Here is a 22,426-nt window from a genome sequence, read left to right on the forward strand (position 1 = left end):
GCGAGCGGGACGGCGCAAGGTGGCGGGGTGCGCGGGAGCGGAGCGAGCGGGACGGCGCAAGGTGGCGGGGTGCGCGGGAGCGGAGCGAGCGGGACGGCGCAAGGTGGCGGGGTGCGCGGGAGCGGAGCGAGCGGGACAGCGCAAGGTGGCGGGGTGCGCGGGAGCGGAGCGAGCGGGACGGCGCAAGGTGGCGGGCCGCGGCGGCCGACCCGCCAATGGCGCGCGAGGGCGGGAACGGGATTGGCGGCGCGGGGTGGTGGGCCGTTGCGGTCGACGTGGCGGCGGCGCCGGCGGTGGGGCAGGCATTCTCTGCACGACGGCCGGGCTCCTGAATGTCGGCTCAGTGGGGCGCGCCGAACCAGCGGGCCAGCGCCGGTTCCAGGTCGTCCGCGCCGGCCCAGCACACGTAGCCGTCCGGCCGGATGAGCATCGCCTCGGTGTCGGCGCCCCGGCCCACCCGGCCCACCCGGTCCGACCAGGGGTCGGCGATCCCGGCGAACGTGTCGGCCGGGTCCAGCAGGATGCCGTGCCCGGACCGCAGCAGTTCGTGCACCCGGGCCGGGCCGAGGTCCAGGTCCGGTACGGGCCGGCCGACGAGCGGATGGGTTTCGGTGCCCGGCATCGGGTAGCGGCCGGCCATCCCGGACATCAGGTCGGCGAGATGGTGCTGAACATCCGGGAGTTGGGCCATGGCCGTGAAGATCTCCCGGGCGGCCAGCACGTCCGGATCGCGGGTGCCGGCCCAGTCCATCAGCAGGCTCTGTGCCCGAACGTTGCGCAAAACGGCGGCCCCGGCCGGATGCCGTTCCGCGTGATACGTGTCGAGCAGGTTCTTCGGTGCCCAGCCGTGTACGGCGGCGCCGAGCTTCCAACCGAGGTTGAACGCGTCCTGCATCCCGGTGTTCATGCCCTGCGCGCCGAGCGGAAGGTGGACATGGGCGGCATCGCCCGCCAGGAACACCCGCCCGTGCCGGTACTGCTCGACCTGCCGTGACGCGTTGGTGATCCGGCGGGCGTAACGCAGTTCGAGCAGGCGCACCCGCGTGCCGAACACGACACTCAGACCTTGCCGGATTTCGTCCTCGGTGACCGGAATCTCCCTCGGCAGTGACCGGCCCGGCCCGCCCAGGACCAATCGGCGCAGTTGCCTGCCCTGCGGATCGGTGCCGAGCGGGAACTGTGCCGCCCAGTGCCCGTCCTCGTTCCAGGTATGCGACGTGGACGGATCGACGCCACTCAGCCGCACGTCGGCGGCGGTGATCGTCAACGTACCGGCCTGACCCGGGAAGGCGGCCCGCAGGAGCGCCCGTACGGTGCTGTGGGCTCCGTCGGCGGCGACGAGGTAACGAGAGCGGAGGGTGGCACCGCCGGTGAAGGTCGCGGTGACCCCGTTGTGGTCCTGGGCGAGGTCGACCAGTTCGTGGTCCCTCCGGGCGTGCAGGCCGTGCGCGGCGAGGTGTTGCTCGAAGAATCCCTCGATCACCACCTGCGGTACGGACCGCCATGGCAGCCGGTGCCGGTCGGCCTGGAGCGGGAGTGGGATACCCGCGAAGTGGCCGGTGGCGACGGGGTGATCCCCGGTGGCCAGCAAGGGCTCCAGCAGCCCTCGCTGGTCGAGCGCCGCCAACGTGCGGGACTGCACACCGCCCGCCTTGGACAGGTCGCTGCGCTGCGACAGTTTGTCGACCAACACGGTCGACACCCCCGCCATCAGCAGTTCGTTGGCCAGCGTCATTCCGGTCGGGCCGGCGCCGACGACGAGCACATCGGTGTCCATGGACTCTCCTCTGACGGTGTCGATCAGGACACAGGCAACGCTCCGCCTGCCGAGCCGCCCAAGCCAGAATCCGGCTCGATTGCGCCGATATCCGACACTGTCTAGGCTCGATTCGGTGGAATCCGACTACGACAACGACTACGACGAGCTGGATCGTCGGCTCGTGCACGCCCTGCAGATCGACGGCCGGGCCCCGTTCAGCACCATCGCCGAGGTTCTCGGCGTGTCGGATCGCACCATCGCCCGCCGGTACGCCCGGTTGCGGTCGGCCGGAGCGGTACGCGTGCTGGGCGGGGTCGACCCGACCGCGCTCGGCGCCATCCTGTGGCTCCTGCGGGTGCGATGTGCGCCCGCCGCGTCGCTCCCGGTCGCCGAGGCGCTGGCCAGACGCCCCGACACGTCCTGGGTGAGCCTCAGTTCCGGCGGCACCGAGATCACCTGCGCGGTCCGTACCGAGAACGAGGCGGACAGCGAGGAACTGCTGCTGGCCAAACTCCCCCGCACCCCGCGGGTGGAGGGCGTGACCGCGCACTCCGTGCTGCACGCCTTCTACGGTGGCCCGGACAACCTGGTCGGCAAACTCGGATCGCTGGACGCGGAAGCGATCGAACGACTGCGCCCGCCCGCGGTGCCGCCTCGACCCGGGCCGGTGCGGCTCGACGACGGTGACCGCAAGCTCCTCGCCCTGCTCGCCACCGAAGGCCGGGCCGGGTTCGAGCAGTTGGCCACGACGACCGGCTGGTCCCCGACGACGGTCCGGCGCCGGATGACGGAGCTGCGCGAACACGGCCTGCTCTATCTCGACATCGACGTCGACTGGCGCATGTTCGGCGTGCACGCCCGAACCCTGCTCTGGCTCTCGGTCGCCCCCGCGCACCTGGAGGAGGCCGGTCGGGCGCTGGCCGGACATCCGGAGATCGCCTTCGCCGCCGCCACGACCGGCCCGACCAACCTGCACGCGAGCGTGGTGTGCACGGACCAGCGGGAGCTGTACCGGTACCTGACCACTCGGATCGCCGCACTCCCAGCCATTACGCACCTCGAAACGGCACCGGTGATCAAGACCGTCAAGCAGGCGGCGAACCGGGCATAGCAACGGAACCGCCCCCGCCGCAGGACGCGGTGGCGGGCGCGGTGGCAGGCGCAGTGGCGGGCGCAGTGGCGGGCGCGGCTGCGAGGTACCCCGGCCTGGTGGCACGGTCCGGTGGCCGGCGCGGCGGTATGGCGCGACGGCACGGCGGCACGGCGGCACGGCGATGAAGTGCCCGGCGTGGTTGCCGCGGAGTTGTGGGTGCCGTGGCCGGCTTGGGGTCGCGGGTGGGGTGCGAGTTCGGGGGCGTTAGGTTCGGGTGGGTAGGGCACCGGTCGGGTTTTCGGATCCGGTCACGTCGATGTTTCAAGGAGTACGCCATGGCTCGTATCCCCACCGCCGCCGTCGCCGCCACCGGCCTGGTCGGCGGCTACGCCGTCGCCCGCTACACGAAGCAGCGCCCGTTGGGCGGTGCGGTCCTGGCCGTGGCCGGTGCCTTCGCCGCGAAGGGCTGGCGGGAGCAGGCGGGCACCCCCACGGCCGCCGCGCTGACCGGCCTGTACACCGTGGCCTTCGGCGCATCACACCCGTTGGCCAAGAAGATCGGCGCGTGGCCGGCGGTATTCGCCGTCGCGGGCACGGTGGCGGCGGCGTCGTACGCGGTGGCGGACCGCAAGGCGTAGTACGGGCGGCGAGGCCGGAACGACGTGGCACGGCCGGTCGTTCCACCGCCGCCGCGTCGGCGGGTGTCGCTGGGATCGCTCAGGCCGCGGACGGGCGAGGGCCCGCCGTCGGGTGGACGGCGAACCCCCTCGCCCTCGCCGGGCCGGGCCGGACCGGACCGGACCGGATCGGACCGGACCGGATCGGACCGGACCGGATCGGACCGGACCGGATCGACTCAGCTTGCCCGGCGCAGCGGTACCCGTTGCTCCGCCGCCTCGAATGTGGCCTCCTCCGCCTCGCGGAGCAGTGCGATCAGGTCGCTTCGGGCCCTGGCCACGCGGGAGCGGACCGTGCCGATCGGGCAGCCGGCGATCGTGGCCGCCTCGGCGTAGCCGAAGTCCAGTACCTGGGTGAGCACGAATGCCTCCCGGCGCGCCGGGTGCAACGCGCCGAACAGGTCGTCGAGGGCCAGGCCCTCGTCGAAGCCGGGCCGGGTGATGTCCTGGCGGCGTTCGGCGACTTCCACCCAGTCGTCGACGGCGGCGGTACGCGGTCGGGCCGCCGCCGCGCGGTAGCGGTCGACGACCGTACGGCGGGCGATGGACATCAACCAGGTCCGCACCGAGGACGCGCCGGTGAAGCGAGGCAGTGCGGTCCAGGCTCGGAGGTACGTCTCCTGGGTGAGGTCGTCCGCGCTCTGTACGTCGGTCAGATACGCGACGAAGCGCCAGACATCGCGCTGCGTACCCCGGACGAAGTCGTCGACGGCTTCGGGATCCCCGGCGGCACCCGCCAGGGCCCGCGCGGTCAGGTCGAGGTCATGCACCGGACACCCCCACGCGTCGGGTCGCGGTGAACGGGTGGGCGGTCGGGGTTCCGTCGCTGCCGGCGGCGTGAGTTCTCCGGGCCGGCACGGTGGTCGGGAGATGGTGTCGGTCGGCGGCCGGGCCGCCGGGAGAGTGCAGGGAAGACACGTTCCACGTCCTCGTCATACGGGCGGCGATCGATCGGGTCGAGCCGGATCGATCGTCGAGCGGGTGGGCGGGACGCCCGCCGGAGCCGGCCGCCCGGTGGGGCGCGGCACGGTCTCGACGGCGGGGCGTGGAGCGCCCGAGGGCGCGCCGCCGGGCGGCCGTCGCGGTCGACGCGGTGTCGGATTCGGACACGGCGACGAGCACGCCGGCGCGAAGGCGGGCGCTACTCGGGTGATGGGTACGCCTGGGTCCACCGTCGACGGCACGGACGCGCCGCGGGTCGACGCGGGCCGGGCCGGGCACGATCGGTCGTCGTGCGCGCGACGTTCACGAGTGGGTGACGTCGCGTCACGTCGCGTCACGTCGCGTCACGTCGCGTCGATCGGCGATCGGCAACCGGTCCGAGCGCGGGCGCGGTGTGCCGCGCACGTACGGGCACGGCGTGCCTGCACAGGTGCGACGCAGTACGATCCGGGCCGCGCGGCCCGGAGGTTCGGGACGACGAGGCTCGACGTGAGGCCCTCGGCCTCGACGCGCAACGCCCGCCACCCGATCCGGGACCGACAGGGCCCACCGATGGCACAACGCCAACCACGATCACCGCACCGAAGCCCGGCACGCGTCGGATGGACGACTCAGGCGAACAGCGCCGGCGGCCCTCGACCCGGCAGCGGGCGGCAGACCCACTTCGGCACGGCTCGCTCACCGCGACGCCCCGAACGCGGCAGCGCCGGCAGCCGGGTGGCGATCGGCGACGTCCAGGCCCGGACCAGCGCGAGCACCACCGCGCCCGCCATCGTTGCGAGCACACGCAGCAGTCGGAAGACCGCCTTCTCACCGTGTCGCAACCACACACCGCAGCCGAGCGCGGCGAGTACGTGCGCGGCCACCATCCCGGTGCCGCCGTGTCCAAGCACCATGCCGAGCGCGCCGTCGTGGTTCATCCCGCCGGACGCGCCCATGTGATGCCCGCCGGACGGCGGTCCGCCGAAGCCGGCCGCTGCCGGGGATTGCCGGGCCAGTTCCGGGTCCAGCCGCATCCGGGACAGGAGTTCGGCCACCGAGTGGGTGGCCGCCTCGCCGGGCCGGTCGTCGTTGCACAGCAGTATCTGCAACCACTGCGACTGGAACCGGGCCGCACCGGTCGGCTCGGCGACCGGCTGTTGGGCGAGGGTGAAGAGGGTGTGCAGACCGGCCTGGGCGGCGAGTACGGCCGCGGTGATCGCGCCGAGGCCACGTTCCCGATCGGCCACGGCCCAGGCGAGTACCGCGATGCCCGCGCCGGCGCCGACGGGTGCGGCCCAGTGGACCGGGGCGTCCGACATCAGCGTGTGCCCGAACAGCGCGAGCAACACGCAGATCACCGCGAACGTCGCGGCGCGAACAACTCGAAGCACGGACCGGGCAGGCATGGTGAAGCTCATGTTCCCACCTGCGGCCTCGGCAGGGACCCGGGGGTGTCCGCTCACTTCCGGAACTTCTCCGGAACCTTTCCCGAACCACACTCGAACTCGCGCCCGAATCCGGTCGAAAGCCGATCGGAACGCGACCGAAACATGGTCGGATCACGGTCGAACCACGGTCACGACGCGATCAAAAGCACGACCGAAGCACAACCGGGGTGCGACCGAAGCACAACCGAGGTGCGATCGGGGTGCGATCGAGGCGGGATCCAAGCACGGTCGCAGCGCGGCCGAACGACGGCCGAAGCACGGTCCGAAGCACGGTCGAAGCGCCATCGAAACGTGGTCGGCGCCACACTCGCCGGCAGCCGAGGCCCCCGGGGCACCCGACCCGAATCGGCCCCGCCGACCGGCACGGGCGACACGATTCCCGACCGGAATCACAACAGCCGGGGAACCAGCGGTGATCGGCGGCCGACTACCCGGATGCCCCGTGCCTTTGTTCACGCCCGCCCCTGGGCCCGCCGCCCGAACCGTTCCGAGACGTTTCGAACCATTCCGAGACGTTTTGAACAGTTCCACGCCGTTCCGAGCCTTTCCGATCCCTGGAGCCCGATTCATGCCCGTGTTCGCCGGCGGACCCGACCCCCGGAACCGCCCCCGGCGTCCGCGTCCGCGTCTGCGTCTACGTCTGCCGTTCCGTCCGCGCCCGGCGGCGGCCACGGCCGGCCCGACCCGATCCGCGTCGCTCGCCGCCTCCCGTACCGTGTTCGCCTTCCTCGGCCTGCTCGCCCTGCTGTTCGTCGTCGCGTTCGCGGTCGGCCGCCAGGCCGGACCCGTGGCCCCGGATCTGCGCAAGCCCGGTCCGCCCGGCGCGCCGGTGAAGATGGGCGACGAAGGCGGCGGCGGACACGGTTCGATGGGCCTCGGCGAACCCGCCGGCGCGCCGCGCGCCGCATCGCGCACCGTCGGGGGTGTCCTGTGACCACCTCGGCAGCTCTCGTCACCACCAACGTCACGGTGTCCGGGATGACCTGCGGCGCGTGTGTGAATCGGGTGGAGAAGCGGCTGGCCCGGCTCGACGGCGTCACCGCGACGGTGAACCTGGCCACCGGTCGGGCCCGGGTGGTACACCCCGCCTCCGTCGCCGTACTGGACCTGCTCGCGGCGGTCACCGAGGCGGGCTACTCGGCCACCGTGTCCGGCGCGACACCGGCCGCCGCCGACCGGACGACCACCGATCAGGACGCGGACCACGGTCGGCGGGACCTGCTCGTGATGGCCGCCCTTGCGATCCCGGTCCTGGTCCTGTCCATGGTGCCCGCGTGGCAGTTCACCAACTGGCAGTGGTTGTGCCTGATGCTGGCCGCGCCGGTGGCCACGTGGGGCGCGTGGCCCTTCCACCGGCGGGCCTGGCACGGCCTGCGCTACGCCGGCGCGACCATGGACACGCTGGTCAGCCTGGGCGTACTCGCCGCGTTCGGCTGGTCGTTGTGGGCGCTGTTCCGGGGCGGCGCGGGCGAGCCCGGGATGCGGATGGCCTTCACCCTGCTGCCGCCGGCGACCGGCACCGAGGCCCACATGTACCTCGAAGTCGCGGTAGCCGTACCGTTGTTCGTCCGCTTCGGGCGCCGCCTGGAGGAGCGGGCGCGCAGTCGAACCGGCTCGGCCGTACGGGAGTTGGCCACTCTCGTGCCCGACGAGGTGGCCGTACTGCATCCGGGTCCGCGCGGGCGCGACGTCGAGGTGACCGTGTCCACCGCGTCCTTGACGGTGGGTCAGGTATTCCTGGTGCGGCCCGGCGACCGGGTGCCGGCCGACGGCGTCGTGGTCGAGGGCCGGTCCGCGCTCGACGTGTCGCACCTGACCGGGGAGAGCCGGCCGATGGAGGTCGGCCCGGAGGACCCGGTGCCGGGCGGCAGCGTCAATGAGGGCGGCCGAATCACCGTACGGGCCACGGCAGTCGGCGCGGACACCCGGCTGGCCCGGATCGCCGCCGCGGTCGAGGAGGCGCAGGCGGGCAAGACCAACGCCCAGCGCCTGGCCGACCGGATCGCGGGCGTGTTCGTACCCTCCGTCCTGGCCACGGCGGTTACCGTGCTGGGCTTCTGGCTCGGCGCGGGCGGCGATCCACAGGCCGCGGCGGGCGCGACGATGGCCGTATTGGTGGTCGCCTGCCCGTGCGCGCTCGGGCTGGCCACGCCCACCGCGATCCTGGCCGCCACCGGTCGCGGCGCCCGACTCGGCGTATTGATCCGCGAACCCGCCGGCCTGGAACGGCTGCGCCGGGTGGGCACCGTCGTGGTGGACAAGACCGGCACGCTCACCACGGGCGGGATGAGCCTGCTGCGACACACCGCGGCCCCGGGCGTGGATCCGGGCGAACTCCTCTCCCAGGTCGGCGCGGTCGAGGCCGGGTCCGCGCACCCGATCGGCCGGGCGCTCGCGCGGGCCGCGGTGGAACAACACGGCCCGCTACCACCCGTCGCCGATTTCGGCTCCGAACCCGGCACTGGCGTACGCGGGTTGGTGGACGGGGCACGCGTCGCGGTACTGCGTCCGGGAGCCGAGGACCCGGCCGCGCTGCCCGCCAACCTGCGGGCCACGCTGGCCGAGGCGGACGCGGCCGGGGACACCGCGGTGCTGGCCACGGTGAACGGCGTGCCGGCCGGGGTCTTCGTCCTGGGCGACTCGGTACGGCCGGAGGCGGCCGGGGCGATCCGCGCGCTGACTCGGCTCGGCGTCACGGTGGTCCTGGCCACCGGCGACCGGCCGGGCCCGGCGCGGGCGATCGCCGACGCGGTGGGCATCGACGAGGTGCTGAGCGAATTGGACCCGCACGACAAGGCCGAACTGGTCCGCGGACTGCGCCAGGACCAGCCGGGGCGGGCGATCGCGGTGGTCGGGGACGGTATCAACGACACGATCGCGCTGGGCGAGGCGGATCTGGGCATCGGGATGGGCGGCGGTACGGCCGCGGCGATCGGCGTCGCCGACGTCACGCTGGTCCGCGACGACCTGACCGCGCTCGCCGACGCGATCCGACTCTCCCGGCGCACCACGGGGACGATCCGGGCCAATCTGGGCTGGGCGTTCGGCTACAACGTGGTGCTGATCCCGATCGCGGTGACCGGCCTGCTCAATCCGATGCTCGCCGCCGCCGCGATGTCGGTCAGCTCACTGGCCGTGGTCACCAACAGCCTGCGCCTGACCCGCTTCCGAGCCGCCACCCACCCCACCGACGACAACACGAAGCCGGTCCGCCCATGAAACCCGTAGCCCTGCTCAAGTCGATCGCGGGCCCCCTCGTGGCCGCCGCCCTGGCACTGACCCTGCTCACCGCGTGGACGGCGTCCGGCCAGGCCGGCAGTGCCCCCAAACTCTCCATCTCCGACGGCCGAGTCCACCTGGCCACCAACGCCGACGCCACGTCGGCCTACTTCACCATCCGCAACTCCGGCGCCGCCAACGACGAACTCACCGCCGTCACCACCCCGATCACCACCGACGTCGGCTTCAGCTTCCACACCTACACGGGCTACGCCGGCCGCATGTGGATGACCAAGTCCCTCCCGATCCCGGCCAACGGCCTGCTGGGCATGACCGCCAGCGGCGCCAACATCATGCTCGGCAACCCCCCGAAGCTCACCCCCGGCGAAACCATCCCCTTCACCCTCCACTTCCGCCACAGCCCCCCGATCCACACCACGGCCGTAGTAATCCGCCCAGGCACCTGGACCCCGGCCAAGTCCTCCTGACCCAAAAACGGCCCCGCGCGCCGACCAACCCAACACCCGGGGCCGTCACGGATGCTCACCCGGCACCGCACCATGCGCGGACGCAACAGCCTCGATCCGACGCGCAAGTTCGATGTCATGCCCGGCGACATGCCCACCCAGGTCACTGGAACTGATGCTCACGCGAACGGACTTGTACCCGAGCGTCGCGTCGGAATGGTGCCCCCAGTCGTCCTGGATCACCGCGATGTGCACAACGAACGCCGCCCCGGCGACATGCGAAATCCAGTACGTACGCTCGATCCGACGCCCATCCGTAGTCCACGCGCGGCTGCGCGAACTGCGCACCCAGGCGGGTCTGACCGGTCGCGAGGCCGCCCGCCGTCTGGGCTGGCCCCCCTCGAAGGTCTCGAAGCTGGAGACAGGGCGGCAGACGCCGACCGGCGCCGACCTCGACGCGTGGGCGCAGACCGTCGGCCGACCTCACGTCGCCCCCGAACTCAAGGCCCGACTCAGCAGGTTCGAAACGACGTACCGCACCTGGAAACGGCAGCTCGCCGCCGGCCACCGGCCCCGCCAGGAAGCCGGTGTCGTCGAGATCAAACGCACCAGGGTGCTGCGCGGCTTCGAGGCCGGGGTGATCCCCGGCATCTTCCAGACGGCCGACTACGCGCGAAACGTCCTGGGCCGCTACGCCGAACTGCGTCGCACACCGCGCGATGTCGAGGCGGCGGTAACCGCGCGCCTTCGTCGACAGGATTTCCTCTACGAGCCTGGACGACAGGTTCACGCCCTCCTGTGGGAAGGTGCGCTCCGCGTGCGCGTCTGCCCTCGGGATGTCTTGGCAGGGCAACTCGACCGACTGAGCGGCGTACTCGGTCTCGGCTCCGTGTCCCTCGGCATCGTCCCGTTCGACGCGGACCTCAGCGTCGCGCCGGGTGACGGATTCTGGATCTATGACGACCGCCTCGTGATCACCGAGACGTGGACGGCGGAGATGTGGCTCGAAGACTCCGACAACCTGTCGCTGTTCACGACCATCTGGGACTCTCTGAACGAAGCAGCGGTCTACGGTCGACCGGCCCAACTCCTCATCGCACGCGCACAAGCCGCGCTTTCCTGCGGCTGAGAATCGCCCGGACACGTTTGTAGCTCTCGGAGAAATCCGGAGAAACACGGCCGATAAGAAGAAACGCCCCGCCCTACGGTGAGCGTGTGACCTCGCCTCACGTTCACCACCATCGCCGGCCCCAACTCGCCGCCTGCGAGCAAGTGTCCCCATGAACGGGCGGGCCCGGCTGGGTTCTTCGGCCACCCTCCGTCCCCGTGCCGCATCGAGCGGCACCGGGCCCGTCCTCACCCCACTGCTCTGAACCCCACCGACCACCCCCGGCCATGGCGCCTGGCCGTCACCACCTCGTCCTCCGACCCGGATGCGCTGCCGCGGGTCGCGTTCCACCTCACCGACGCCGACCTGGCCTTCTTCGCCGAGACACTGCTCCGCCCACTGCGCCCGCAGGACCGGCCGTCCGGCCGAGCCCTGCTGATCCGGGACGGATTCGGGCTGCGGCTGCGGGTGTTCGTCGACTCCGTGGGCGGGGACCGCCCCGAACCACGCGGGATCGTCCACGTCCGGGAACACCACCGCGAGGTCCTCCTCGGCGACCTCGCCCGCCACCGCCCCGACCTCATCCCCACCACCACCCCACCCGAACCCCGCCTGTGCCCGGGCCCGATGCCCGTCACCGGACTCACCATCGACCAGGTCACCGAACTCCACAGCCGCCTGGGCCGATGGCTCGACAGCGAAGGCATCCGCGCCGCCATCACCGACCGCACCATCGCCCGCCGCCTCCACACATCGGAGCCGAACCGATGACCGACCGCCCCACCGCCCTCGCCCACCTGGCCGCAACCGCCGCCGCACCCAACCGACTCCAGGGCCGACAACCCAACCCCGCAACAACATCGGACCGGGAGCAACACGCACACCAACAGCAATGCCGCACCGCCGGCGCCGCGCTCCGCACCGCAGTTGCCAACGCCCACCACGCCGGCATACCTATCGACACCATCGCCGCCACCGCCGGCTTCTCACCCGGCTACGTACAGATGATCCTGCAACGCGAACACACCCACGAACCGAACCCCCACCAACCCCGACTCGCCTCCGCCAAGCCCACAACACCCGACGCCGTAGCGGCACCTGCACTCTGCCGGGCCGACACGCCGACTGCCGCCGCACCGAGCCACGTCGGCCCGATCCGATGGGCCGTGCGATCCGCCGACGACCCGGCCTGACCGTGTCGATCGCGCCGCCCCACGGGTACATGCTCGCCACGCGCACCAATCTCTCTCCCTCGAACCATGGCAAGGCCAAACCCCGACCCAGGGAGTCCTGATCGGCTTCGCGGCCCCACCAACCCACGCCTGGTCACAGGCGGTGGAGGCGTTGGTGAAGGTCATACGGAAGCGGTGAAGCCGGTGTGGGCCACGGGGGACCCGATGACGTCCGACCCTCGCGATGAGGCGTTGTGGGGGCCGGCGACGAACGGGTGCAACACATATGGGTCGAGCCAACGGGCGGACGGTTCGGCCCGGCCGGATCCATAGAGCAATGGCATTGCCTTTAGACCGCGAAGCTGTTCACCTTGGTCGGCGTCACGCGGACGATCACCCGCGCGATCTCGTCCGGCTCCGGCGGCGGAGCCTCGCCGAGATACCTGAGCGAGAGCGGCAGCGTTGTCGCCTGGCCGTGTGGGAGCGAAGCGCGCCGTAGCGTGAGGTCATGGCACGCACCGACTACTACGACGATCCGGGCGCCCCCTTGCCCAACTCGCTCGTCGTCGCGGCGTCCGTGGTCGTGGTCGATGCGCAAGGGCGTGTGCTCGTGCAGCGGCGCGCGGACTCGGGCAACTGGGCGCTGCCCGGCGGAACGATGAACCTCGGCGAGTCGCTCCCCGAGTGCGCCGTCCGGGAAACCCGCGAAGAGACCGGCCTCGCCGTCGAGATCGTCGGCCTCGTCGGCATCTACACCGACCCACGCCATGTGATCGCCTACTCGGACGGAGAAGTACGCCAGCAGTTCAACGTGTGCTTCGTCGCGCGGATCATCGGAGGAGAACTGACGCCGTCCGACGAGTCCACCGCTCTCGGCTTCAAGACACCCGCCGAATTGCCCGAGTTGCCAATGCACCACACTCAGCGCCTGCGTCTTCGGCACTACCTGGCAGGCGGAGACCAACCACACCTCGGCTGAGCCGCCGCATCTGCCGGTCACCATCGTCAACCCGGATCCACTTCGACAGCACGCCTGGATCCTGAGTGTCGGTTCGATTTCGGGGCAAGCCGGCGGGGGCCTATACCGGCGAGTCCTCCGCGATGAGGTCCCACGTGCCGAATCGGGTCAGGCCGGCCGATTCGGCTGCGGCCACCGAGGCGTGGTTGTCGAGTTGGCAGCGGTACTGCGGCTCGTGTCCCCGGGCGAGCGCCGCTCGGGAGATCGCGCGGACGAGGCGGGGGGCGTGGCCCCTGCCTCGGTACGGAGGGAGCGTCAGCACGCCGAGGTCGGCGAGCGGCGCGCCGTCCCACGGGTACATGCTCGCCACGCACACCAACCTCTCTCCCTCGAACGCGCCGTAGACCAGCCAGTGGTCCAGTTCGACGTACGCGTCGTCGCGATCCTGCTCCGACGCCGCCTCCTCGAACTGTTCGAACGCCCGTCCGTCGGCCTCGGTGAGCACCCGGATCGAGGCGGCGTCCGGCTCGCCGAGCAACGTCTCTCGGGCCTCGTCGGTGAAGTAGAACACGTTGTCGGCCCCGTTCAGCGTGATGCCGGATCGTGCCAGCCGCTGTCGGAAGTCCGCCTCGTCGATGGGCTGTCCGTCCTGCAGGCCGATCGTCCCGGCGACCGCCGGGGTGAGCAGCACGCGCGTCGTCCCGTCGGCCGTGGTGCGGATGGAGAGCCGTTCGTCCTCGTCGAGGGTGGCGTCGGTGAAGACCCGGAAGGTGTCGTCACCGTAGTGGAGCCGACTCGTCGGGGAGGGGCTGAGCCAGAAGTCGGTGATGGTGGAGGGGTACACGTCGGGTGCTTCCGTCCGTTGCGGTCGGGCGGCGGGTCGGGCGGCGGGTCGGGCGGCGGGTCGGGCGGCGGGGTCAAGTGGGGATGCCGTGGGTGGGGGTGCCGCAGGTCGGATCGACGGACGTCCGAGGAGCCGCCGCCGGCCCCGTCCCCATCCCTGGCGGCGCGGATGGCGTCCGGGGCGACGGCGGCCGACCGAGGGGGAGCCGGATGGGCCGCCGGCCCCGGGCGCCGGTCAGAAGCGCTTCACGAGGCTGACCGAGCGGTCGGTGATGGTGAAGCCGAGACTCTGGTACAGGCCGAGGGCACCGGTGGGGCTGTCGGCGTCGACGTCGAGTACGGCGTGGCCCAGTCCCTCGGCCCGCAGCGTCCGCAGCACGTTGGCCAACAGCGCGCGGGCCAGCCCCTGCCCCCGCGCTTCCCGCCGCACGCCGACGGTTGTGAGATAGCCGAACGGGCCGCCACGCAACGGCCATTCGTCCCGCGCCACGTCGACGAAGACGAAGCCGACGACACGTTCGCCGTCGGATGCGTCGGGTGCGTCGGAGGCGACGGGTGCGACGGATGTAACGGACGCAACGGCGAGTACGGACAGGTCCGGGCGGAATGCCTCGAGGCGGTCTCCGGCGGCCCATTCGGCGGTGGTGACCGGCTGACTGCCCCAGTGGTCGCGGAAGGCGTCGTTCATCGCCGACCTGGCTCGCTCCTGCCACTCCTCCCCGTACGGCACCAGCCGCACTCCGGCAACCGCCGGCGGCTCCGCTATCGGCGCGGCCAGATCACGCTCCAACTCCAGCCACCGCCGCGTGCGTTCGTAGCCGTGCGTTTCCAGAAGCCGGATGGCGGAGACCGCGTGGTCGGGCGCGCCCGAGGCGAGCCACCCGGGTAGGGCGTCGGCACAGGCCGCGAGATGTTGGCGCCCGCGCGCCTCCTGCCAGGCCAACAGCGCGCTGCCGATGCCCTCTCGACGACGATCCGGAGCCACCGTTCCGTCGAGGTCGACGCAGACGATCGTCTCTCGGCTCGTCGGAGCCACGGCCGAGCCGTACGCGACGGCCCGCCCGGCGGAGTCGACGGCGATCACGGCGTCGCGCTCGGGATCGAAGGAGGCCATCCCGAACTCCTCCACCAACTCGTCCCGCGTCACCAGCGAGCGTGGATGATCGATTCTTCCGGCGGCCCGCTTCAGGTCGAGGATCAGGTCGATGTCGGCGGCGGTGACCGGTCGCCAGGTGAGCCCGTCGCCGACCGTGGGCAACTCGACGGACGACGGAGCGGCCACCCGATCGCGCAGCGCACGGAGTTCGGGAATGTTGTGTGTCGTCCCGCTCACGAAGTGTCCTTTCTCGGCGCTGCCCACAACACCCACCCGCTGCGCGCGTGCCGTGGCGGCGAGCCGAATCCGGGAGTGGGCGCAGCGAAAGGCTCGTGTCCTGCGGGGAACCGCCCGATGCGGTCACCGCGTCGGCCACGCCCGGCCCGTCGGGCTGCGCTCATTGCTGCTCCACCATAAGCACCGACGGCGGCGGGCTGCCAACGGTTTTGCCGGCCCGCGTCGATCATGGTCAACACCGCGCTCGGCACCGGGGCGAGTTCGTCGACGCAGCCCATCACCGCGATCCGGCCCCGGCGAATCCCCTTCGGGGACACCGACGTTCGGGTCACGACACCCGGTCGTTCGGACTCACCTCACCCAACCTCACCCAACCCCACCCAACCTCACCCCACCTCACCCCACCTCCTTCTTCTCCGCCGCCGCTGCTGCCGGGGCGCGGCTGTCGGGCGCAACCACCGTGGGTCGGGTCCGGGTCCGGGTCAGGCCCACCCCCACGAGCACCACCACCATGCCCGCGATCACCCGGAGGGTCAGCGGCTCGTCCAGGACGATCGCGCCCGCCGTCACCGACACCACCGGCAGCAGATAGCCGACCGTCGCCGCCGCCGTCGGCCCCTCATCGGCGATCAGGCGGGAGTTCAGGTGGAATGTGACCCCGGTGCCGAAGATGCCCAAGACGATCACGGCGAGTACGGCGGTCGGCGTCGGGCCGCCCGGATTCGTCGGGCCGGCCGGCAGCGCGAGTGCGGTCAGCCCGGTGGCGCACAGGAGTTGGGCCGCGGACAGCGCGAGGGGCTCGGCGCCCCGGCCGATCAGCCGACGGGCCATGTACGCGAACGCGACCGCGTACGAGACGGCCGCGCCGAGCAGGGCCAATGCGCCCCAACCGCCCGGGCCGCCTCCCTGCCAGGGCGCGAAGATCACCAACGTGCCGGCGAAGCCGAGGACCAGGCCGACCAGGCGCAGCGGATGCGCGCCGCGATCCGTGCCGAGGCCGATCCCGAGGGCCAGGGACCACAGCGGCGTGGTGGCGTTGAGTACACCCGCCACCCCCGAGTCCACCGTCTGCTCGCCGACCGCGAACAGGAAGAACGGCAGCGCGTTGCACAGCAGCGCCGCGAGGACCAGTCGACCCCAGGTACCACGATCACGGGGCAGCCGTTGGCCGGCGGACCGGGCCAGCGCCAACAGCGCGGCGCTGCCGAGGGCGCAGCGCACCACGGTGATGTGCAGCGGGGCCAGGCCGCCGTTCAGGGCGAGCTTGATCCACAGGAAGCCGGAGCCCCACAGCAGCGCCAGGACCGCCATTCGCACGAGCGTTGCGCGTGAGCCGCCGAGCACGGTTCGCCTCCGGAGGGGTGGTTCATACGATGGGGTGGTTTGTTTGTACGGTGTCGGACCCTGTCTCTTAAGGCAAGCGACAATGTCTACATGAACCATTAAGCTCATCTGCATGATCGATGTGCGGCGGATGCAGATGTTGCGGGCGGTGGTGACCAGCGGCTCGATCACCGCCGCCGCGCGGAATCTCGGCTACACGCCCTCCGCCGTGAGTCAGCAGCTCGCGACCCTGGAGAAGGAGGCCGGGATCGCACTCCTCGAACGCATCGGGCGAGGCGTACGACCCACCGAGGCCGGGCGGCTGCTCACCGAGTGTGCGGCGGTGATCGGCACCCACGTGGCCGCCGCCGAGACCGCGCTGGCCGATCTTCGGGCCGGGCGGAGCGGGCGGATCACGATCCACTACTTCGCCAGCGTCGGAGTCGTGCTCGTGGCCCCTGCGTTGGCCGCGCTGCGCCGGGAACACCCGGGCGTACAGGTGCGGTTGCAGCTGTCCGAACCCCGCGATCCGCTCGCCGAGGTACGCGACGGCCGGGCCGATGTGGCGCTCGTCGTCCGGCCGGACGACCGGCCACCGGTCGAGGACCTGCGCCTGGAACACGTGCTCGACGTCCGGTATCGCGCCGTACTCCCGCACGACCACCCGCTCGCCGCGAAACCGGCACTCGACCTGATCGAGCTGGCCGACGAACCGTGGGTGGCGAGCGAATCGGCCGGCCCGTGTCTGGACGTGCTGCTCAACGCGTGCGGTGCGGCCGGGTTCAGTCCGGACTTCGTGGTGGACAGTCAGGACTACGCCACCGCCCAGGGGTTCGTGGCGGCCGGTCTCGGTGTCGCGCTGATCCCCGAATCGGGCCTGGAGACGGGCGATTCCGCGACCGTGGTCCGGGAGTTGCGCAACCCCGAGCCGATTCGCCGGGTCTACGCGGCGGTTCGCCGATCCGCGCCGCCCCAGCCGGCACTGCGGACCTTCCTCGCCGCGCTGCACGAGGCCGCGTCCGGCTGATCCACGCCCCGCTTCGCGGTCCTGCCGCCTCGGCGTCCGTCCTCCACCGTCCGCCGCCCATCTCCCCACTGCTTCGCAGCCCACCCCGTCGCCCCGCGGCCCAGCCGTCTTGTCCCCCGCCGTCCTGCCTCCCCATCTCCCGTTGTCCCGGCGCCCTGCCGCCCTACCACCCAGCCATCCCGCCTCCCGCCTCCGCCTCCCGGCCGCACTGCGACCCTGTCATCCGTGTCCAATCCGCTTGCCGGGCAGGCGAGTTCCCGCGTTGTGCCGGATCAGCACGGATGTGCGAGCTCGTCCGGAAATGGGAATGGGAACGGGAACGGGAAGGGAACGAGGGCGGGGAGGGTGGGGGCGGTGGCGGCCGTTGGGGATGGTGGGTCCTTGGCGCGGCTCGCGCGTGACGCGCGGGAGCAGGAACGGGAATTGCATCGGAAGTGGGCGGCAGCCCAGCGCACCGCACGCCGCTTCGAGGCCGCCTCGGCGGCGGAACAGCGGGTCGTGGCACGCCTGTTGCTGCTCACCGAGGATGGCTGGCGACTGGCCGCCGATCGCCGGTGGCCGGGTACGCGCGCGGCGAACGTGGATCTGCTGCTGGTCGGTCCCGGCGGGGTGTACGTCGTGGACGTCAAGAACTGGTACGACGCCCCGCATGTGGTCGCGGGCCGGCTGTTCGCGGGCGAGCGACCGCGTGACGCCGAGGCCTGGAAGCTGCTCGCGATCACCCGGATCGCCGAGGCGGCGGTGAGCGCGCTCGGCGTCTGGCCGCTGGTGGTCGTCCCGCTGCTGGTGTTCGCCGGACATCCGGTGGACACCACGCTGGGCCGGATCCGCCTGCTGGGCGAGGCGCAGGTCGGCCCGGACCTGGTGGCCCGACCACCCCGCCTGGACCCGGCGTCGGTGGTCGCGATCGGAGAGCGGCTGGAGCGGGTGTTCCCGGCCTACGAGGACCTCGCCGAGTCGGCGGCAGCGGCCCCGACCGCGTCCCTGTCCCCGTCCCTGACCCGGATCCCGACCCCGCGCCCACTGCCGCCGCCGCCGGCCGCGCCCGGTGGTCGACTCGACGTGGCGTTCGACACCCGCGGGTTCGCCGCCGCCACGTTGCGGGCCGCGCGGGGTGGGCCGATCGAGCGCTGGATGACGTATCTCGATCCCGCCCAGTGCGACCTGGTCCGCGCCGACTGGGCCGGGCCCGCCCGGATCACCGGCGCCGCCGGCACCGGGAAGACCGTGGTCGGCCTGCATCGGGCCGCCTACCTGGCCCAACACGGCGCGGGCCGGGTGTTGTACGTGACCTCCACCGCCAATCTGCCCCGCGTCCAGCGCACATTCCTGGCCACGATGGCGCCGGTCGCGCTGGACCGGGTGGACTTCCGCGGCCTGCACGCCTGGGCGCTCGCGTTCCTCGACGAACGCGGCGCCCCGCCGACCGACCTCGACCCGGGTCGGGCCGCCGCCGCCTTCGACCGGGCCTGGGCCGAGACCGGGCGCGACGGCGGATTGGCCGGGATCGCCGCCTCGCCCGGCTACTGGCGGGACGAGATCGGGCAACTGATCAAGGGGCGCGGGATCGACACGTTCGCGAAGTACGCACGATCGCCACGACCCGGGCGACGGGTCCGGTTGACGCGCGCGGGGGATCGCGCGGCGGTGTGGCGGTTGTACGAGCGGTATCGGCAGTTGCTTCGCACGGAGCAGGTGTGCGACTTCGACGACGTGTTGGCCGCCGCGCTCCGGGAGGCGCTGCGTACTCCCGGGCGATCGGTCTACTCCTCGGTGCTCGTCGACGAGGTCCAAGACCTCACGCCGGTGGGAGTACGCCTACTCCACGCGCTGGTCGGCGACGCCGACAACGGCCTGCTGCTGCTCGGGGACGACCAACAGGGGGTGTACCCGGGCGGGTTCCGGCTCGCGGAGGCCGGGCTCAGCATCCCCGAGGAGCGAACACACGTATTACGGCGCAACTATCGCAACGAGCCCGCGATCTTGCGCGCCGCGCTGGCGGTGGTCGGTGCGGAAGCCCGGACGGATGGCTTCGCGAGCGGCTTCGAGAGCGGCGCTGTGCACGGCTTCGCGGATGGCTTCGCGAACGCGGAGCCCGTCGGCGCCGGCGATGAGGATGGCGTCGGTGGCACCGTCGGTTCCGGTTCCGGTTCCGGTTCCGGTTCCGGCGTCGGTGCCGGCGCGGCCGGCGACGCGGTGATCCGCGCCCACCACCCCACCGTCGCCGAGCACGATGCCGCCCTCCTCGCCGCGCTGCGCGCCGACCCGGGCGCGTGGCCGGATACCGCCGTACTGTGCCGCTCCCGGGGCGACGTCGCCCACTACGCGGATGTGATCGCACGGGCCGGGATCCCGATCCGCCTCCTGACGGAGTACGAGGGCCTGCCCACGGCGGGGGTCAAGGTCGGCGGCTACATCCCGGCCAAGGGGTTGGAGTTCAAGCACGTACTCCTGCCGAGGTACGACCTGGCCAACCCCGCCGGCGGCGGATCCGGCGACGTGGTCCGCGAACGCGCCGAACTGGCCCGCCGCAGGTTGTACGTGGCCATGGTCCGAGCGCGCGACACCCTATGGCTGGGCCATGTCGACCCGCCGGCGCCCATCCGCCCGGGCACGGGCCAGGGTCAGGGCCCGCGAACGCGACCATCGCCGCCGCTGTCGCCGCCGCTACCGCGCAGGCACTGAGCGTGCCGAGCCGATTCCAGATCGACATCGACGAAACCGCTGCGCGGCCCGACCCGGTCCGGTCCCGGCCCCGGTCCCACCCGACCGCCGAACCGCGCACCACGCACCGCGCACCCCCACCCATCGGGAACAATGGGGGAGCACTCCGAGCCACCCCATCCGTACAGGAGCCCCCGCACCGTGCCCGACCAGCGCGACCCCGCCGTACCCGGCACTGGCCCAGGCCCCGGCCCCGCCCCCGGCCCCGACCCGGGCCTCGTCGACGTACGCGCGCACGCCCTGCGCGCCGACTGCGCCAACTGCTTCGCGCTGTGCTGTGTCGCCCCCGCCTTCGCGGCCTCGGCGGACTTCGCCATCGACAAGCCCGCCGGCCGGGCCTGCCCCAACCTGCGCAAGGACGACTTCGGCTGCGGTGTACATACCCGCCTGCGCACGATCGGCTTCGCCGGCTGCACGGTCTACGACTGCTTCGGCGCGGGCCAGCAGGTCGCCCAGGTCACCTACGCCGGGCAGGACTGGCGTCGGGCGCCGCGTACCGCGAAGCAGATGTTCGAGGTGTTCCCGATCATGCGGGACCTGCACGAACTCCTGTGGTACCTGAACGAGGCCCGGTCCCTGCCCGCCGCGCGCCCGATCCACGCCGACCTGGACGCGGCCTACGCCGACACCGAGCGGCTGACCGCCGGCGAGCCCGCCGCCCTCCTTCGCATCGACATCGGGGCGCTGCGCCACCGCCTGAACCCGCTCCTCCTGCGCGCGAGCGAACTCACCCGCGCGGCCGTCCCGGGCAAGAAGAAGGACCACCGAGGCGCCGACCTGATCGGCGCCCGCCTCCAGGGCGCCAACCTGCGCGGCGCGAGTCTGCGCGGCGCGTACCTGATCGGCGCCGACCTCAGAGACGCCGACCTCCGCACCGCCGATCTGATCGGCGCCGACCTGCGCGACGCGGATCTGCGCGGCGCGGACCTCACCGACGCGATCTACCTCACCCAAGCCCAACTGCACGCCGCCAAGGGCGACTCCCGGACCAGGCTCGCGGCCCCCCTGACCCGCCCGACGCACTGGACCGCCTGACGGGATCAGCCGTCGGGATGGCCGTCCGGATGCCCGTCGGGACCGCCGTCGGCCCGTTCAGCCGTAGACCCGGCGGACCTGGTACACACCCACCGCGACGCGATTGGAGCGGGAGCGGAGCAGCAGGGCGATTCGGGGCGGCCAGAGGGTTGTTCCGGACCAGATCACGCCGGCGAGCAGGGTCGGGTCGGTCAGGTCGAGGCGGGACAGGTCGGCTCCCGAGGCGTCGATCCCCTCGGTCCGGACCTCCTCCTCCAGGCACCTGGCAAGGCGGACGGCGGACGCGACGGCGGCGAACGCGGCTGTGCACGGGATCGCCGGGGGCAGCACCGGTTTTGGTCGATCCGGGTCGCACGCCGCCCGCAACCGGCCCTGTGCCGCCTCCGATTCCCGCCCGCTCTCGGCCAGCGCCGTGCCCAACGCGGCGACCAGCGCGGCCGGTCGGGGATACGTCGGCGGTGGCAGCAGGGTGAGCCGGTTGCCCAGACATCGAGCCTGGGCGGCGACCAGGGACAGGGCGATCAGCGCCTCCGTCCGACCTGGCCGAGCACTCGCCGTGCGGCACGAGTCGAGCACCCGGAAGGCCCGCCGTACCGCCGTCGCATGCCCGCACACCCGTTCTCGGATGTCCCGGGTCCGCACGCGCAGCACGATCGCCCTCTCCACCGGGCTTCCGTAGAGGTCGAGCGGTACGAGCGGGTCCGCGTCCGTCGGGCCGGCGCCGCCACACTCGAGCCGGTTGCACAGCACCCGGCTCAGCGAGTCGCCGAGCCGCAACCAGGCCTGCCGCTCGGCCGGCGACCCGACACCGACCTCCGTGGCGACACCCACACCGACATTCGCCTCCGCCTCCGCCTCTGCCTCTGCCTCGATGGTCAGCAGCACCCGCCGATCGCCCTCGGTGAATGTGCGTCGTTCCTCGTCGAAAATGCCCATCGAGCCGCCTCCTGCTGTCGCATCTCGAACCGCAAGTCGAACCGCGCGTGGACCAGAGGGCCGAACAGAAGGGGCCGAACCGAAGGGGCCGAACACAGATCGAGCACGAACAGCGGCCCGCAGCCGTCGGCACCGGGCGAGACAGAAACTTTATGAACAAACCCGCACGCCTATCCTCATAGCTCACGCTATCAGCCGACATCCCCTTTCCTCCATGGATGCGACACCCACAGTTACTTCACGGATCTTCCGCGTCACCTGAATCCGCCCGGCGCACGCTCGGCGCACCCGGAGCGCGCACCGCGCACCGCGCGCACGACGGCGGCCCGCGCACGAGGAGTGAACTCCTGCACGCGGGCCGCCGGTTCGGCCGTCCGGCC

Annotated in this window: 20 protein-coding genes; 12 read left to right on the forward strand and 8 right to left on the reverse strand. The window is 72.2% G+C overall.

Annotated elements, in window-relative coordinates; genetic code table 11:
• Nucleotides 1-340: 340 nt before the first annotated feature.
• Nucleotides 341-1,777: an FAD-dependent monooxygenase gene (locus tag ABIA38_RS32425; RefSeq protein ID WP_424642467.1), complete on the reverse strand. Its 1,437-nt coding sequence runs from the start codon at nucleotides 1,775-1,777 to the stop codon at nucleotides 341-343.
• Nucleotides 1,778-1,892: 115 nt separating this feature from the next.
• On the opposite strand from ABIA38_RS32425, the gene ABIA38_RS32430 reads away from it, so the two are divergent.
• Complete coding sequence (locus tag ABIA38_RS32430; RefSeq protein ID WP_424642468.1) at nucleotides 1,893-2,870, forward strand: Lrp/AsnC family transcriptional regulator; 978 nt, start codon at nucleotides 1,893-1,895, stop codon at nucleotides 2,868-2,870.
• 317 nt (nucleotides 2,871-3,187) lie between these two features.
• The gene (locus tag ABIA38_RS32435) at nucleotides 3,188-3,490 is read left to right on the forward strand and encodes a hypothetical protein (RefSeq protein ID WP_424642469.1); all 303 of its coding nucleotides are present in this window, start codon (nucleotides 3,188-3,190) and stop codon (nucleotides 3,488-3,490) included.
• A 218-nt stretch (nucleotides 3,491-3,708) separates the two neighbouring features.
• On the opposite strand, the gene ABIA38_RS32440 is transcribed toward ABIA38_RS32435, so the two are convergent.
• Entirely contained in the window at nucleotides 3,709-4,299 is a 591-nt protein-coding gene (locus ABIA38_RS32440) for a sigma-70 family RNA polymerase sigma factor (protein ID WP_424642470.1), read from the reverse strand.
• A gap of 783 nt (nucleotides 4,300-5,082) precedes the next feature.
• On the reverse strand, nucleotides 5,083-5,871 hold the full coding sequence (locus tag ABIA38_RS32445; protein ID WP_424642471.1) for a hypothetical protein: 789 nt from the start codon (nucleotides 5,869-5,871) through the stop codon (nucleotides 5,083-5,085).
• 598 nt (nucleotides 5,872-6,469) lie between these two features.
• On the opposite strand from ABIA38_RS32445, the gene ABIA38_RS32450 reads away from it, so the two are divergent.
• Genes ABIA38_RS32450 through ABIA38_RS32460 form a run of 3 tightly spaced genes read left to right on the forward strand, consistent with a single transcriptional unit; the run spans nucleotide 6,470 to nucleotide 9,608 of the window.
• On the forward strand, nucleotides 6,470-6,835 hold the full coding sequence (locus tag ABIA38_RS32450; RefSeq protein ID WP_424642472.1) for a hypothetical protein: 366 nt from the start codon (nucleotides 6,470-6,472) through the stop codon (nucleotides 6,833-6,835).
• Nucleotides 6,832-9,120: a heavy metal translocating P-type ATPase gene (locus ABIA38_RS32455; protein WP_424642473.1), complete on the forward strand. Its 2,289-nt coding sequence runs from the start codon at nucleotides 6,832-6,834 to the stop codon at nucleotides 9,118-9,120. Before ABIA38_RS32450 ends, ABIA38_RS32455 begins: the two co-directional genes overlap by 4 nt.
• Nucleotides 9,117-9,608, forward strand: coding sequence for a copper chaperone PCu(A)C (locus ABIA38_RS32460; RefSeq protein WP_424642474.1), 492 nt, complete (start codon nucleotides 9,117-9,119; stop codon nucleotides 9,606-9,608). The genes ABIA38_RS32455 and ABIA38_RS32460 overlap by 4 nt, the downstream gene beginning before the upstream one ends.
• A 45-nt stretch (nucleotides 9,609-9,653) precedes the next feature.
• Here the strand turns inward: ABIA38_RS32460 and ABIA38_RS32465 are convergent, their stop codons facing one another.
• Nucleotides 9,654-9,935, reverse strand: a complete 282-nt coding sequence (locus ABIA38_RS32465; RefSeq protein WP_424642475.1) for a 4a-hydroxytetrahydrobiopterin dehydratase — start codon at nucleotides 9,933-9,935, stop codon at nucleotides 9,654-9,656.
• Here ABIA38_RS32465 and ABIA38_RS32470 point away from each other — a divergent pair.
• The 4 genes from ABIA38_RS32470 (at nucleotide 9,835) to ABIA38_RS32485 (ending at nucleotide 12,846) form a co-directional block, all read left to right on the forward strand.
• Nucleotides 9,835-10,716 (forward strand): helix-turn-helix domain-containing protein, encoded by an 882-nt coding sequence (locus ABIA38_RS32470; protein WP_424642476.1) that lies wholly within the window; start codon nucleotides 9,835-9,837, stop codon nucleotides 10,714-10,716. The two genes, ABIA38_RS32465 and ABIA38_RS32470, sit on opposite strands and share 101 nt — an antisense overlap.
• A gap of 462 nt (nucleotides 10,717-11,178) precedes the next feature.
• The gene (locus ABIA38_RS32475) at nucleotides 11,179-11,466 is read left to right on the forward strand and encodes a hypothetical protein (protein WP_424642477.1); all 288 of its coding nucleotides are present in this window, start codon (nucleotides 11,179-11,181) and stop codon (nucleotides 11,464-11,466) included.
• Nucleotides 11,463-11,888: a hypothetical protein gene (locus ABIA38_RS32480; RefSeq protein ID WP_424642478.1), complete on the forward strand. Its 426-nt coding sequence runs from the start codon at nucleotides 11,463-11,465 to the stop codon at nucleotides 11,886-11,888. Before ABIA38_RS32475 ends, ABIA38_RS32480 begins: the two co-directional genes overlap by 4 nt.
• Before the next feature lie 487 nt (nucleotides 11,889-12,375).
• Nucleotides 12,376-12,846, forward strand: a complete 471-nt coding sequence (locus ABIA38_RS32485; protein ID WP_424642479.1) for an NUDIX domain-containing protein — start codon at nucleotides 12,376-12,378, stop codon at nucleotides 12,844-12,846.
• Between the two features lie 100 nt (nucleotides 12,847-12,946).
• Here the strand turns inward: ABIA38_RS32485 and ABIA38_RS32490 are convergent, their stop codons facing one another.
• The 3 genes from ABIA38_RS32490 to ABIA38_RS32500 all read right to left on the reverse strand — a co-directional run bounded on the left by ABIA38_RS32490 (nucleotide 12,947) and on the right by ABIA38_RS32500 (nucleotide 16,312).
• Entirely contained in the window at nucleotides 12,947-13,669 is a 723-nt protein-coding gene (locus tag ABIA38_RS32490; protein WP_424642480.1) for a GNAT family N-acetyltransferase, read from the reverse strand.
• Nucleotides 13,670-13,903: 234 nt separating this feature from the next.
• A complete protein-coding gene (locus tag ABIA38_RS32495) occupies nucleotides 13,904-15,001 on the reverse strand; it encodes a GNAT family N-acetyltransferase (protein WP_424642481.1) in 1,098 nt (365 codons plus the stop codon).
• Nucleotides 15,002-15,397: 396 nt separating this feature from the next.
• Entirely contained in the window at nucleotides 15,398-16,312 is a 915-nt protein-coding gene (locus tag ABIA38_RS32500; protein WP_424642482.1) for a DMT family transporter, read from the reverse strand.
• Between the two features lie 145 nt (nucleotides 16,313-16,457).
• Between ABIA38_RS32500 and ABIA38_RS32505 the strand changes: the two genes are divergently transcribed.
• The 3 genes from ABIA38_RS32505 to ABIA38_RS32515 all read left to right on the forward strand — a co-directional run bounded on the left by ABIA38_RS32505 (nucleotide 16,458) and on the right by ABIA38_RS32515 (nucleotide 21,110).
• Nucleotides 16,458-17,351, forward strand: coding sequence for a LysR family transcriptional regulator (locus tag ABIA38_RS32505; protein ID WP_424642483.1), 894 nt, complete (start codon nucleotides 16,458-16,460; stop codon nucleotides 17,349-17,351).
• A 423-nt stretch (nucleotides 17,352-17,774) separates the two neighbouring features.
• Nucleotides 17,775-20,036: a UvrD-helicase domain-containing protein gene (locus ABIA38_RS32510; RefSeq protein ID WP_424642484.1), complete on the forward strand. Its 2,262-nt coding sequence runs from the start codon at nucleotides 17,775-17,777 to the stop codon at nucleotides 20,034-20,036.
• A 180-nt stretch (nucleotides 20,037-20,216) separates the two neighbouring features.
• Nucleotides 20,217-21,110, forward strand: a complete 894-nt coding sequence (locus tag ABIA38_RS32515; protein ID WP_424642485.1) for a pentapeptide repeat-containing protein — start codon at nucleotides 20,217-20,219, stop codon at nucleotides 21,108-21,110.
• Between the two features lie 57 nt (nucleotides 21,111-21,167).
• Here ABIA38_RS32515 and ABIA38_RS32520 read toward each other — a convergent pair whose 3' ends face one another.
• A complete protein-coding gene (locus ABIA38_RS32520) occupies nucleotides 21,168-22,046 on the reverse strand; it encodes a hypothetical protein (RefSeq protein WP_424642486.1) in 879 nt (292 codons plus the stop codon).
• Between the last annotated feature and the right edge of the window lie 380 nt (nucleotides 22,047-22,426).

Origin of the sequence: Embleya sp. AB8 (assembly GCF_049739465.1) — a bacterium.
Lineage (GTDB): Bacteria > Actinomycetota > Actinomycetes > Streptomycetales > Streptomycetaceae > Embleya.

Excerpts from the sequence above, each read along its gene's own strand:
- ABIA38_RS32450 (WP_424642472.1), top strand. The coding sequence starts at position 6,470 with ATGCCCGTGTTCGCCGGCGGACCCGACCCCCGGAACCGCCCCCGGCGT.
- ABIA38_RS32480 (WP_424642478.1), top strand. The coding sequence starts at position 11,463 with ATGACCGACCGCCCCACCGCCCTCGCCCACCTGGCCGCAACCGCCGCC.
- ABIA38_RS32435 (WP_424642469.1), top strand. The coding sequence starts at position 3,188 with ATGGCTCGTATCCCCACCGCCGCCGTCGCCGCCACCGGCCTGGTCGGC.
- ABIA38_RS32460 (WP_424642474.1), top strand. The coding sequence starts at position 9,117 with ATGAAACCCGTAGCCCTGCTCAAGTCGATCGCGGGCCCCCTCGTGGCC.
- ABIA38_RS32485 (WP_424642479.1), top strand. The coding sequence starts at position 12,376 with ATGGCACGCACCGACTACTACGACGATCCGGGCGCCCCCTTGCCCAAC.
- ABIA38_RS32500 (WP_424642482.1), bottom strand. The coding sequence starts at position 16,312 with ATGGCGGTCCTGGCGCTGCTGTGGGGCTCCGGCTTCCTGTGGATCAAG.
- ABIA38_RS32505 (WP_424642483.1), top strand. The coding sequence starts at position 16,458 with ATGATCGATGTGCGGCGGATGCAGATGTTGCGGGCGGTGGTGACCAGC.
- ABIA38_RS32445 (WP_424642471.1), bottom strand. The coding sequence starts at position 5,871 with ATGAGCTTCACCATGCCTGCCCGGTCCGTGCTTCGAGTTGTTCGCGCC.
- ABIA38_RS32520 (WP_424642486.1), bottom strand. The coding sequence starts at position 22,046 with ATGGGCATTTTCGACGAGGAACGACGCACATTCACCGAGGGCGATCGG.
- ABIA38_RS32470 (WP_424642476.1), top strand. The coding sequence starts at position 9,835 with ATGTGCACAACGAACGCCGCCCCGGCGACATGCGAAATCCAGTACGTA.
- ABIA38_RS32425 (WP_424642467.1), bottom strand. The coding sequence starts at position 1,777 with ATGGACACCGATGTGCTCGTCGTCGGCGCCGGCCCGACCGGAATGACG.